Annotated in this window: 12 protein-coding genes; 5 read left to right on the top strand and 7 right to left on the bottom strand. The window is 71.4% G+C overall.

Features of this window, described 5'->3' with window-relative positions; all coding sequences use genetic code 11:
* Nucleotides 1-11: 11 nt before the first annotated feature.
* Nucleotides 12-1,310 carry a tetratricopeptide repeat protein gene (locus SHK19_RS06270; protein WP_322938129.1) on the bottom strand — a complete coding sequence of 433 codons (1,299 nt, stop codon included), beginning with the start codon at nucleotides 1,308-1,310 and terminating at the stop codon, nucleotides 12-14.
* A gap of 67 nt (nucleotides 1,311-1,377) precedes the next feature.
* Entirely contained in the window at nucleotides 1,378-2,889 is a 1,512-nt protein-coding gene (locus SHK19_RS06275; RefSeq protein WP_322938130.1) for a DUF4331 domain-containing protein, read from the bottom strand.
* Nucleotides 2,890-3,011: 122 nt separating this feature from the next.
* Here SHK19_RS06275 and SHK19_RS06280 point away from each other — a divergent pair, with 122 nt between their 5' ends.
* Both SHK19_RS06280 and SHK19_RS06285 read left to right on the top strand, forming a co-directional pair.
* A complete protein-coding gene (locus tag SHK19_RS06280) occupies nucleotides 3,012-4,421 on the top strand; it encodes a cystathionine beta-synthase (RefSeq protein ID WP_322938131.1) in 1,410 nt (469 codons plus the stop codon).
* A gap of 8 nt (nucleotides 4,422-4,429) precedes the next feature.
* Complete coding sequence (locus SHK19_RS06285) at nucleotides 4,430-4,930, top strand: GNAT family N-acetyltransferase (RefSeq protein WP_322938132.1); 501 nt, start codon at nucleotides 4,430-4,432, stop codon at nucleotides 4,928-4,930.
* Here SHK19_RS06285 and SHK19_RS06290 read toward each other — a convergent pair.
* The gene (locus SHK19_RS06290) at nucleotides 4,882-5,829 is read right to left on the bottom strand and encodes a GNAT family N-acetyltransferase (protein WP_322938133.1); all 948 of its coding nucleotides are present in this window, start codon (nucleotides 5,827-5,829) and stop codon (nucleotides 4,882-4,884) included. The genes SHK19_RS06285 and SHK19_RS06290 overlap by 49 nt on opposite strands.
* 77 nt (nucleotides 5,830-5,906) lie before the next feature.
* Here SHK19_RS06290 and fdxA point away from each other — a divergent pair, with 77 nt between their 5' ends.
* From fdxA to SHK19_RS06305, 3 genes are read left to right on the top strand one after another with little or no spacing between them, the layout of a single operon-like run.
* Entirely contained in the window at nucleotides 5,907-6,233 is a 327-nt protein-coding gene (gene fdxA / locus SHK19_RS06295; protein WP_322458390.1) for a ferredoxin, read from the top strand.
* On the top strand, nucleotides 6,223-7,341 hold the full coding sequence (gene dapC / locus SHK19_RS06300; RefSeq protein ID WP_322938675.1) for a succinyldiaminopimelate transaminase: 1,119 nt from the start codon (nucleotides 6,223-6,225) through the stop codon (nucleotides 7,339-7,341). Before fdxA ends, dapC begins: the two co-directional genes overlap by 11 nt.
* 17 nt (nucleotides 7,342-7,358) lie before the next feature.
* On the top strand, nucleotides 7,359-8,192 hold the full coding sequence (locus tag SHK19_RS06305; RefSeq protein ID WP_322938134.1) for an alpha/beta hydrolase family esterase: 834 nt from the start codon (nucleotides 7,359-7,361) through the stop codon (nucleotides 8,190-8,192).
* Nucleotides 8,193-8,300: 108 nt separating this feature from the next.
* Here SHK19_RS06305 and SHK19_RS06310 read toward each other — a convergent pair whose 3' ends face one another.
* The 4 genes from SHK19_RS06310 to SHK19_RS06325 form a co-directional block, all read right to left on the bottom strand.
* Entirely contained in the window at nucleotides 8,301-8,687 is a 387-nt protein-coding gene (locus SHK19_RS06310) for a hypothetical protein (RefSeq protein ID WP_322938135.1), read from the bottom strand.
* A gap of 94 nt (nucleotides 8,688-8,781) precedes the next feature.
* The gene (locus SHK19_RS06315) at nucleotides 8,782-9,741 is read right to left on the bottom strand and encodes a hypothetical protein (RefSeq protein ID WP_322938136.1); all 960 of its coding nucleotides are present in this window, start codon (nucleotides 9,739-9,741) and stop codon (nucleotides 8,782-8,784) included.
* Nucleotides 9,742-9,779: 38 nt separating this feature from the next.
* Nucleotides 9,780-10,718 (bottom strand): 2,3,4,5-tetrahydropyridine-2,6-dicarboxylate N-succinyltransferase, encoded by a 939-nt coding sequence (gene dapD / locus SHK19_RS06320; RefSeq protein WP_322458393.1) that lies wholly within the window; start codon nucleotides 10,716-10,718, stop codon nucleotides 9,780-9,782.
* A gap of 32 nt (nucleotides 10,719-10,750) precedes the next feature.
* A complete protein-coding gene (locus SHK19_RS06325; RefSeq protein WP_322458408.1) occupies nucleotides 10,751-11,284 on the bottom strand; it encodes a DinB family protein in 534 nt (177 codons plus the stop codon).
* Between the last annotated feature and the right edge of the window lie 114 nt (nucleotides 11,285-11,398).

The following is an 11,398-nucleotide window of genomic DNA, read 5'->3' on the forward strand; positions in this document are numbered from 1 at the left end:
CTGGCGGAGGCTCAGGTCAGCCGATCGAGGACGCGCGCGGCCCGCTGCCGCTGCGCCGGTGAGATCCCAGGGTCGAGCCGCAAGGCGTAGGCGAGGTGCCGTCGAGCGGGGCCGGCGAGCCCGAGCGACGCCTCGATCAGTCCACGATGGATCCAGAAGCCGGCGTCCGGGGTACCGAGGCGGGTGGCGATCCTGGCGAACCGCAACCCAGCGCGGCTCTGCCCCGTCCGGTGCAGGGTCCAGCCGAGCGCGTCGGCGGCGGGGATGCCCTTGCGGCTGTCCCACTCGGCCCGCGCTGCGGCCAGGCCGACCTCGGGATCGGCGTGGTCGGCCATGAACAGCGCGACGTCGAGCTCGCGGCCGAGGGAGACGCTGTCCAGCTCGGTGGCGTACTCCTCGAGCGGGTCGAGCTGCTGGTGGGCGAGCCGGTGACGGCCGGTCGCGGCGTAGATCTCCCCGAGCTCGACGTGGTGCTCAGGATGGTCCGCCCTGGCGACCACCCGATCCCAGAGCCGAGCGGCCCGGCCGAGCCGGCCGGTCGCCGTCGCCAACCGGGCCCGGGAGATGAGTGCGGGGAGATAGCCGGGGTCGATGCGACGCACGACCCCGAGCAGCCGCCCGGCCTCGGTCGTGCGCCCGCGGCGGCGCTCGAGGTCGGCGAGGAGAGTCAGCACGTGCGCCCGGTCGCCGCCAGTGGCGGACGTCGCGCTCCGGCGCAGGATGGCCGTGGCTCGCGGCAGGTCGCCGCGCAGCTCGTAGGCGTAGGCGAACCGCACAGCCACCGGGACTCCGGGCTGGCGCCGGTCTGCGGTGCGGAGGGCGGCGAGCTGGTCGGCGTAGCGCCCCAGCTCGGTGAGGGCATCCACGCGGAGGACGAGCGCCGTGGGGTGGAAGGGGTCGATCTCCAGAGCTGCGTCGGCGGACGCCAGTGCGTCCCGGAACTCGTGCTTCACCCCGTGCAGAGCGCTGGTGGCCGTGAGCGCTGCGACGTTGTCGTCCGGCTGGATCTCGAGGGATCGGTCGACCGCCTCCTCGGCCTCGTCGTAGAGAGCGACGTCGCCGTTCACCCGCACCTGCTCGACGTAGGCCAGGGCCAGGGTTGCCCAGGTCAGGTGGTCGTCGGGGACCCGGCGCAGGGTCTCCTCGAGGCGATCGATGACGGCGGTCAGGTTGCGACCGTCTCCTGGTGTGATGCGGAGGTCGGCCGCGATCGGTTCCGCGGACGGGGGATCGGACCGGCTGGAGAGACCGATCCCGCCGGAGACGGCGAGGGCGACGGAGACGGCGAGGACGAGGGCGTACTTCCGCATGGGGGTTCCTGGGGGTTGGGGGCCGCCCGGCCGTGCGTGGATCACGCGCGGCCGGACGGCGATCGGATCAGGCAGTGGCCGGCTGCAGCCGAGGCTGCCGCCGGTGCGCCCGCACCAGCAGCACGGCACCCGCGAGGAGGCCGCCACCCCCGGCACCGGTGAGGATCAGCGGCAGGACGCCGTTGTTGAAGAACTCCTCGACACCGTCCTGCTGGTCCTTCGGCGCCGGCGCCGTCGCCGGGTGGGGCGACGCGTCGCTGCCGCTGGCCGGCAGGGCCAGGTAGGGGAACGTGTCCCTGAACTCCACGTCGTTGGCGTCCACGCCGTCAGCCAGGTCGTTCGGCTGACCCACCAGCTCACCCTCGACGACCTGCAGCGCGATGTCGATGACGTCGTCCGCCAGGCGCCGACCGTTCGGGAAGCCCTGGTTGTCCCCGCCGATGACACCGAGCGAGTCGGGGTCGTCCGAGACCGGCGTCGTCATGTTGAGTCGCAGCTGCTCACTCGGAGTGACGCCGGCGGGCTTGTTGAGCCCGTCCACGCCGGTGAGGAACACCGAGACGAGGTCGTTGCGCGGCTCCGCGGGCGCGGGCACGCCGTACACCGCCTCGATCAGCTTGGGCAGCTCGGGCTCGGTGACGTAGTCCAGGAACTGGCCGTCGTTGCGCGGGGCAGACGCGTTGAACCTGTTCTTGTCCTTGAGCGGGATGACCACCTCGTTGACCAGCGGCATACCGAGTCGCGAGACCTGACGGTAGCTGCCGTCGACACCGCGGCGGTCCGTAGTGGACCAGATGCCGACGATGGGGTTCGCCGCCGTCCTCCCCTGGAGGGCGAGCTCCGAGCGAGGCACCTGGAGAGCGACCGAGTTCACGTTGAACCCGGCGAGCGTGTCGTCGCCGGACTCGGAGAAGTCGCCCCCGTAGAGCAGGTCGAAGACTCGGAGGTCGAGGAAGAACGGGTCCTCCGCCTGGCCCGCGAACGTGCGGTAGCTGCCGTCCGGCCCGGCCTTGGTCACCCCGGCCGACCGCAGGGCGCCGTAGTTCGGCATCGAGGCTTCCCCGACGTCCGAGGGGACGACCCGGCGCTGCTTGACCAGCACCGTCGTCCGACCGTCGGCCACCTTCTCGAGGCGGTAGGTCTGGTAGTAGTTGAGGTTCACGTCCCGGAGCGACGTCACCGGGCCGGTGGCGTAGAGGAACGTGTCCTCGCTGACGTAGTGGTCCTCGAACGTCCAGCGGAAGGTCACGTCCGGCCTGGCGTCGCCGTCGTTGTCGATCTTGATGTTGTAGCGGGCGTCGGTCGCGAAGGAGTAGAAGTTCGGGCCTCCGGCCGGCTCCTCGAACGGGATCCAGTTGGCGATGAGCGTGACGGTGTTCCGGCGGTCGGGGCTGCGGAACGCGTAGAGGTCGGTCGTGTCGTACTGGGGGAGTCCGGCGATGAGTGGGGCCTCCCGGTGGCTCGAGCTGTTGGCAGGGGTGGGCCCCAGGCCGGCCATGCCGGTGACCAGGAGCGCTCCCCCGACCCCGGTCAACGCCAGCGCGGCCTTCGATCGGCCGGCAACGGTGCGGAATTTCATTGGTTCAGTCCCTTCCCTCGGTGCCGGTCCGTGTGACCCACACCACAAGGCGTGGTTCGGTGCGACAGCGCCGCCGGATTGGTCGGGAAGCGCCCCGATGTCGGGTCGTCTAAGTTGAGGTCATGGAGTACGCCGAGTCCCTCTTGGACCTCATCGGGAATACCCCGCTCGTCCGGCTGAACCGTTGCCTGGACGGCGTCGGCGGCGGGGACGGCAGTGACAGCAAGGGGCCGCTGGTGCTGGCCAAGGTGGAGTACCTCAACCCCGGCGGCTCGGTGAAGGACCGGATCGCCAGCCGCATGATCGAGGCCGCCGAGGAGTCCGGCGAGCTCCAGCCGGGCGGCACCATTGTGGAGCCGACGTCCGGCAACACCGGTGTCGGACTGGCGATGGTGGCCCAGCAGAAGGGCTACCACTGCATCTTCGTCTGCCCCGACAAGGTCAGCGAGGACAAGCGCAACGTGCTCAAGGCGTACGGCGCGGAGGTGGTCGTCTGCCCGACCGCGGTGCCGCCGGAGCACCCCGACTCCTACTACAACGTGTCCGATCGGCTGTCCTCGCAGCCGGGGGCGTGGAAGCCCGACCAGTACTCCAACCCGCACAACCCGCGCTCGCACTACGAGGAGACCGGTCCCGAGATCTGGCGGCAGACCGAGGGCAGGATCACGCACTTCGTCACCGGGATGGGCACCGGCGGCACGATCAGCGGCGTCGGCCGCTACCTCAAGGAGCAGAACCCCGCGATCCAGGTGGTCGGCGCCGACCCCTCCGGCTCGGTCTACTCCGGCGGCAGCGGCCGCCCCTATCTGGTCGAGGGCGTCGGCGAGGACTTCTGGCCCGAGACCTACGACCGCACCGTCGCCGACCGGGTGATCGAGGTGTCCGACGCCGACTCGTTCGCGTTCACCCGGCGGCTGGCGCGGGAGGAGGCGATGCTCGTCGGCGGCTCGTCCGGCATGGCGGCGTTCGCGGCCGCCCAGCTCGCCCGCGAGATCTCCGGGACGCCCGAGGGCGACGACGCGGTGATCGTCGTACTGCTGCCGGACTCGGGTCGCGGCTACCTGACCAAGGTCTTCAACGACGACTGGCTCGCGCAGTACGGCTTCCCCAACGGGCAGCCGCACACCGCCCGCACCGTCGGCGAGGTGCTGCGCGGCAAGACCGGTACGTTGCCCGACCTCGTGCACACCCACCCCAACGAGACCATCGCCGAGGCGGTCGCGATCCTGCAGGAGTACGGCGTCTCGCAGATGCCCGTCGTCCGCGCCGAGCCGCCGATCGTGGCGGCCGAGGTGGCCGGATCGGTCTCCGACCGCGCTCTGCTCGACGCGCTCTACGCCGGTCGCGCCCGACTCACCGACCCGGTGGAGAAGCACATGTCGCCACCGCTGCCGACCGTCGGCTCGACCGAGGACGCCTCCGACGCGGCGGCGATGCTCGAGTCCGCCGATGCCGTGCTCGTGCAGGAGGACGGCAAGCCGGTCGGGGTGCTGACCCGGCAGGACCTGCTGACCTTCCTCGCCCTCGGGTGAGCCCCGGGATGAGCACCACCGTGGAGCTGCCGGCCGGGATCCGGGTCGCGACGGTCGACGACGCCGCCGACATCCTGCGGCTGGTCCGCGAGCTCGCGATCTACGAGCGCGAGCCCGACGCGGTGACGAACACCCAGGACCTGGTCGAGCGCTGGCTCTTCGGCGACGACGCGGTGGCCTCCGCCCTGGTCGCGGAGCTCGATGGCAGGGTCGTCGGGGTGGCGGTCTGGTACCGCAGCTACTCCACCTGGACCGGCGTGCCGGGCCTCTACCTCGAGGACCTGTTCGTCGAGCCCGAGCACCGCGGCCACGGCTTCGGCAAGGCGTTCCTGGTCGCGCTCGCGCGGATCGCGCTCGACCGCGGGTACCAGCGGTTCGAGTGGGTGGTCCTCGACTGGAACACCCCCGCGATCGAGTTCTACGACGCCCTCGGCGGTCGGCCGATGGAGCAGTGGAAGACCTACCGGGTCGAGGGCGACCGGCTCGCCGCGCTGGGGGCGGTCAGGTAGCGACAGGTGTGGTGCCGCGCCAGGCCGAGGCCGTCGTACCACGCGAGCGCGGGCGCGTTGTCGGTCTCGACGTGCAGCCAGACCGTAGTCGCGCCCTGCTCGGCGCCCCACTCGAGGAGCTCGGCGAGGACGGCGGTCGCCAGCCCCTGACGGCGGTGAGCCGGGTCGACCTCGATCGCGTGCACGCCGATCCAGTCGCCGTCGACCGCGGCCTCGCCGCGCGCCCGACCGGCGATCGTCGCGACCGCACGCGGCCCGTCAGCCACGAGCGAGGTCGGCTCGAAGGCGGCACGGAGGAGGCGCCGTACCTGGGTCAGCGACGCCAGCCGGTGCTCGGCGTCGCCGGTGGGATCGACCTCCCAGCCGGCTGCGACGAACGCGTCCTCCTCGGGCGAGCCCGCCTCGACCTGGACGTACGGCGGCCGCCCGCGGTCGTCGTAGAACTGCCGGACGGCGGCGGCCGCGGCCTCGAACGGCAGGCCCGGGTCGCCCATCGCCAGGCACGAGTTGCCGCGACGTCGGAGCCGACCGACGGGCGCGGTGTCGGTCCGCAGCACCCACTCGCCGAGCGGGACCGTCTCGACCGTCGCCCAGAGCGATGCCGTGTGCAGCTCCGCCTCGCGTGCGGACACCCGCATCCGGACCGACGGCCGCGGCGGCACCGGCTTGCCGGAGACGATGTCGCCGATCGCGATCTCGACCGGTTCGCCGTCCTCCGGCCGCACGACGCACCGGCCGTCACCCCACGCGATGCAGACGCCCAGCAGGTCGGTCATCGCCGGTCCACCGGACGGGCCGGTCTCGCCGCGGAGCAGCCGGCGGACCACGATCCGTAGGCCGACGACGTGCGGACCGAGCAGATGCTGTCCCGGATCCCGAGGGTCGTGCGCGGACGTCACCCCCGGGATACTAGGCTGAGCGTGGACACGAACATGTTTCGTGTTTCGCATTCTTTCCGCAGTCATCAGGAGGACCGGTGACCTACGTCATCTCCCAGCCGTGCGTGGACCTCAAGGACCGCGCGTGCGTCGACGAGTGCCCCGTCGACTGCATCTACGAGGGCAAGCGGATGCTCTACATCCACCCCGACGAGTGCGTCGACTGCGGTGCGTGCGAGCCGGTCTGCCCGGTGGAGGCGATCTTCTACGAGGACGACACCCCCGAGGAGTGGAAGGACTACTACGACGCCAACGTCCAGTTCTTCGACGACCTCGGCTCGCCCGGTGGCGCGGCCAAGATGGGCGTGATCGACAAGGACCACCCGTTCATCGCCGCGCTCCCTCCCCAGTCCACTGACCACTGACCCCGTCTCCGAGCGGCTCCCGGACTTCCCCTGGGACAAGCTGACGGCGTACGCCGCGCAAGCACGTGCGCACGCCGACGGCATCGTCGACCTGTCCGTCGGCACCCCCGTCGACCCCACCCCCGAGGTCGCCCAGGCCGCGCTGCGCGAGGCGGCGGACTCGCCGGGCTACCCGATGACCGTCGGCCTGCCCGGCACGCGCCAGGCGGTCGTCGACTGGCTCGCGCGCTGTCACGGCGTGACCGGGCTCGACATCGACCAGGTGTTGCCGGTGATCGGCTCCAAGGAGCTGATCGCGTCGCTGCCGACCCACCTCGGCGTCGGCCCTGGCGACCTGGTCGTCCATCCCGAGCTGGCCTACCCGACCTACGAGGTCGGCGCCGCCCTCGTGGGGGCGCGCACGCTGGCGACCGACTCGCTGACCGCGCTCGGCCCGGAGACCCCGCGACTGCTGTGGATCAACTCGCCGTCCAACCCCACCGGCCGGGTGCTCCCGAAGGAGCACCTCAAGAAGGTCGTGGACTGGTGCCGCGAGCGCGGCGTGCTCCTCGTCTCCGACGAGTGCTACATCGAGTGCAGCTGGGACGCCGACGCGTACTCGGTGCTGCATCCCGACATCTGCGGCGGGACCTTCGCCGGCATCCTCGCCGTCCACTCGCTCTCGAAGCGCTCGAACCTGGCCGGCTACCGCTGCGCGTTCGTCGCGGGTGACCGGTCGGTCGTGGCGGAGCTGCTCGCGGTGCGCAAGAACCTCGGGCTGCAGATGCCGGGCCCGCAACAGCGGGTGCTGGCCGCCGTGCTCGCCGACGACCGGCACAGCGAGGAGCAGCACGAGCGGTACGCCGCTCGCCGGGCCACGCTCAAGGCCGCCCTCGAGGCCGCCGGCTTCAGGATCGATCACTCCGAGGCGTCCCTCTACCTGTGGGCCACCCGCGGCCCGGACGGCCCGGACTGCTGGGAGACCGTCGCCGAGCTCGCCGCGCTCGGGATCCTGGTTGCCCCCGGCGACTTCTACGGCGCCGCCGGCTCCCGCCACGTGCGGGTCGCGTTCACCGCCACCGACGAGCGGGTCGCCGCCGCAGCGGAACGACTGGCCACCCTGGCCTGACCCGATACGGTCGGCGCATGCGCCGCCTGTCCCCGCTGCTCGCGCTCGCGCTGCTGCTCGGTGCCTGCTCGTCGGAGGAGTCGGAGCCGGGGACCGACCGGCCGTCCTCGACGCCGGCGATCCTGATCGACACCGAGACTCCCGAGCCGGACCCGACGACGCCCGTCGCCGGTGACCTCCGCCTCGGGGTCAGCTTGCCCGGCGGATCAGAGGGCGAGTACCTCCTGCACGCCCCTCCGGCCGTCGAGCGCGGACGGCCGCTGCCGTTGGTGCTCGTCTTCCACGGCAGTCCCGGCAGCCCGGAGGAGATGGTCCGGCTCACCCGGTTCGACGCGCTCGCCGACACCGAGGACTTCCTCGTCGTCTACCCCGACTACATCAACGACGTGGAGGACATCAGCGCGCTCATCGACCACGTCGCCGAGGTGTGGCCGGTCGACGAGCGGCGCATCTACGCGACGGGGTTCTCACGCGGCGGCACGACCACCTACGCCGTCGCCGAGCAGCTCGCCGACCGCATCGCCGCCTTCGCTCCCGTCGCCGGTGTCGACTTCGGCGAGTTCGCTCCCGGTCGGCCGACCTCGCTGATCGCCTTCCAAGGCGGCCGCGACCAGCTGGCCGACGCGTTCCCCGACGTGAACCGGGCGTGGGCCCGGGGATCCGGCTGTGGTGACGCCGTCCTGTCCGACGTCGACCTCGGTGGCCGGCCGGCCACCCGGTCCGTCGCGTCCTGCGCGGACGGCGCGTCGCACGTCATCTACCGGATCGAGCGGCTCGGCCACGTGTGGCCGCGAGGGGCGACGGCCCTGATCTGGGAGTTCTTCCAGGCTCACCCGCTCGTCCGGAGCTAGCGGGCGAGACTCTGGACGAACAGCTCGTCGCCCACTGGCGACGACCGCGACATGCCCGTGGAGCGGCACCTCGGGTGAGGTGCCGCTCGACGGGTCGGGGCCGCTGGATCAGCGGGTGGCGCGGATCGTCGGGCTGAAGTCCGCGTTGCACTGGCTGTTCTTCGTGACCTTGGCGTAGAACCTGCCCTCGGTGCCGGTGTTGCCGGTGTTCCAGTCGCCGTCGGAGTCGGTGGTGTCCATGGCGAAGCGGATGTCGTTGCCGCCGCCACGGACGCCGACCTGCTTGTAGACGATGACGTTGCGGTCGGCCTTGCACAGCGCTCGGGTGCTGTTGACCTTGCCGAAGAGGTCGGTGCCCTCGGCCTGGATCGTGACGGTCGACGGGGCGAGCGCGGCCGCGGTGGCCTCCGGGGCGCTCAGGAGGAGCGCGCCGCCGGCGGCGGCCGCGGCGAGACCGAGGAGGGCGGTGGTGGCGGTGCGGATGGGGTTCGACATGGGTTTTCCTTTCGATGGCGAGCACGTCTTGTGTCGTGTGGATGCGTGCTGCCGGCAGGAAAGTTCCCAGGATCGCGAGAGCTTCTTTTTGCGCTCAGCCGAAGACGTCGACGTGGACGTGGTCCCGGTGCTCGAGGATCTCCTGCGAGCCCGAGCTCTCGGGCGGGTCGTAGTCCCGCCATCCGTCACGGCCCGCGGTCCAGATCCGGTCGTCGAAGATGACGGTGCGGATCTCGAGCCGGGCGGCGTTGCCGACCAGGTAGTGGGCGACCGCCCAGCCGCTCGTGCGGTTGGCGTCGTTGACGGGGCGGAAGAACACGTCGATCGCGCGACCCTCGTAGTGCGCCGAGCCCTCCATGTGACCCGTCGACACGCCGCCGGGGGCGAACCCGCCGAGGTCGAGGTCGCCGTACCGGTCCAGCAGGTCCTCGCGTACGGCGTCCGCCCGCGCCGTGAGGCCGGAGTCGACGAGCTCCTCGTCGGCCGAGGGTGCGCCGCCGTCGAGGTCGCAGCTGAAGGCGGCGGGGGAGTAGCCGGTGAGCGCCGAGGCGAGCGCGCGGGCGTCGTCCTCGTGGTCGGCGTAGGCCGAGGGGAATGCCGACCGCTGCACCTCCTGCGCGGCTTCGGTGATCGCCATCTCCTCGTAGCCGTCGACCTGGACCAGGGCGTCGTAGAACGCGTTGGTGGAGTAGACCGGGTCGAGGATCTCCTCGGCGGTGCCCCAGCCCTGGGACGGCCGCTGCTGGAAGAGCCCGAGCGAGTCGCGGTCGCCGTAGTCGATGTTGACCAGCTTCGACTCCTGGAACGCGGTGGCGAGCGCGATCGACACCGCGCGGGCGGGCAGACCTCGCTCGATGGCGATCGCGGCGATCAGGCTGGCGTTCTCCGCCTGCGTGCCTGAGATCTCGACCTCGTGGTCGTCCACGACGGCGGTGCAGTCGCCGTCCGGACCCGAGACGATGTCTTCGACGGCGTTGAAGATGACGACTCCGACGACGGCGACGATCGCCACGGCCAGCAGGCCGACGACGACCGCGACCACGCGTCCTCTCATGCTCCGAGTCTCCGGGAGGGGTGGTTGCGCGGGGGCGGTCAGTTGGCGTGCAGCGCCGCGTTGAGGGCGATGCCGTCGCCGTGCCACGGCACCGCCTCGACGGCACCGGACTGGCTGTTGCGGCGGAACAGCACGTTGCTGGCACCCGAGAGGTCGCGCGCCTTCATCACCCGCGGCGCGGCGCCCGGCAGGTGGACGAGCACCTTGGTGCCGGCAGTGACGTAGCAGCCCGCCTCGACCACGCAGTCGTCGCCGAGCGAGATCCCGACCCCGGCGTTCGCGCCGATCAGGCAACGTCGGCCGATCGAGATGATGTCCTTGCCGCCGCCGGACAGGGTGCCCATGATCGAGGCGCCACCGCCGACGTCGGACCCGTCCCCGACGACCACCCCTGCGGAGATCCGACCCTCGACCATCGACGCGCCGAGCGTGCCGGCGTTGAAGTTCACGAACCCCTCGTGCATGACGGTGGTGCCCTCCGCGAGGTGCGCCCCGAGCCGGACGCGGTCGGCGTCACCGATCCGGACGCCCGACGGCAGCACGTAGTCGACCATCCGCGGGAACTTGTCGACGCCGTACACAGCAACCGTAAGGCCGGCGCCCTTGAGCCGGGCGCGGGTGAGCTCGAAGCCCTCGACCGCGCACGGACCGGCGCTCGTCCACACCACGTTGGTGAGCAGCCCGAAGATGCCGTCGAGGTTGATCTCGTGCGGGGCGCACAACCGGTGCGACAGCAGGTGCAACCGCAGCCAAGCCTCGGTCGTGCTCGTCGGCGCGGCGGAGAGATCGGCGATCTCGACCTCCACGACCCGCTTCTCGACGGCGCGGACCTTGTCGCTGCCCTGCAGCGTGACCAGCTCGTCCGGTGCGGCGGCGTCGTCGGGTTTCCCGCCGAGGGCGGGGCTGGGGAACCAGGTGTCCAGCACCGACTCGTCGGAGGCGTAGGTCGTCAGGCCGAAGCCCCAAGCAGCAGTCACGTGGGTTGAGTCTAGTGGCCGGGTGCCTGCTCCTACTGGCCGGTGCGCCCGTCGATGCACTCCCGCAGCAGGTCGGCGTGGCCGCAGTGCCGGGCGTACTCCTCGATCATGTGGACGACCATGTCGCGGATGCTGACGACGCCGTCGCCGCCGGGCATCGGGAGCTCCCGACCGAGGTCGGCCTCAGGCACCGAGGCGAACCACTCGTCGGCCTTGGTGATCTCTCGCCGCCAGACGTGGAACGCGTCATCGACCGTCTGCTCGTCACCGAAGGCGGCGTTGAAGTCGTGGTCCCTGTCCTCCGGCGTGCGGTAGAGGCGCTCCTCGCCGGTCGCCTGCGCGACCCTCTGGAACCAGCTGTGCTCGACCTTCGCCATGTGCCGGACCAGGCCCAGCAGGCTCAGGTTGCTCGGCGGCACCGACCGCAACGCGAGCTGCTCCGGCGACAGTCCTCGGCACTTCATCTGGAGGGTGAGGCGGTAGTTCGTGAGGTACTCCTGGTAGGTCGCCTTCTCGCCCTGGGGGTTGCCGTAGGTACGGGGATCGGTGGCCTCGTCGGCCCACATGTCGCTCACGGCTCGATCGTACGGACGAGCAGTCCCGGAGGCGTGCCGGCCGGGGACCGGACATCGAGCCGGGCGCTCCCGATCAGCCCGAACACCGCGGAGGCGAACTGATTG

This window comes from Nocardioides bizhenqiangii (assembly GCF_034661235.1).
GTDB lineage: Bacteria > Actinomycetota > Actinomycetes > Propionibacteriales > Nocardioidaceae > Nocardioides > Nocardioides bizhenqiangii.

Excerpts from the sequence above, each read along its gene's own strand:
- SHK19_RS06315 (WP_322938136.1), bottom strand. The coding sequence starts at position 9,741 with ATGAGAGGACGCGTGGTCGCGGTCGTCGTCGGCCTGCTGGCCGTGGCG.
- SHK19_RS06270 (WP_322938129.1), bottom strand. The coding sequence starts at position 1,310 with ATGCGGAAGTACGCCCTCGTCCTCGCCGTCTCCGTCGCCCTCGCCGTC.
- SHK19_RS06285 (WP_322938132.1), top strand. The coding sequence starts at position 4,430 with ATGAGCACCACCGTGGAGCTGCCGGCCGGGATCCGGGTCGCGACGGTC.
- SHK19_RS06280 (WP_322938131.1), top strand. The coding sequence starts at position 3,012 with ATGGAGTACGCCGAGTCCCTCTTGGACCTCATCGGGAATACCCCGCTC.
- SHK19_RS06325 (WP_322458408.1), bottom strand. The coding sequence starts at position 11,284 with ATGTGGGCCGACGAGGCCACCGATCCCCGTACCTACGGCAACCCCCAG.
- SHK19_RS06275 (WP_322938130.1), bottom strand. The coding sequence starts at position 2,889 with ATGAAATTCCGCACCGTTGCCGGCCGATCGAAGGCCGCGCTGGCGTTG.
- SHK19_RS06305 (WP_322938134.1), top strand. The coding sequence starts at position 7,359 with ATGCGCCGCCTGTCCCCGCTGCTCGCGCTCGCGCTGCTGCTCGGTGCC.
- SHK19_RS06310 (WP_322938135.1), bottom strand. The coding sequence starts at position 8,687 with ATGTCGAACCCCATCCGCACCGCCACCACCGCCCTCCTCGGTCTCGCC.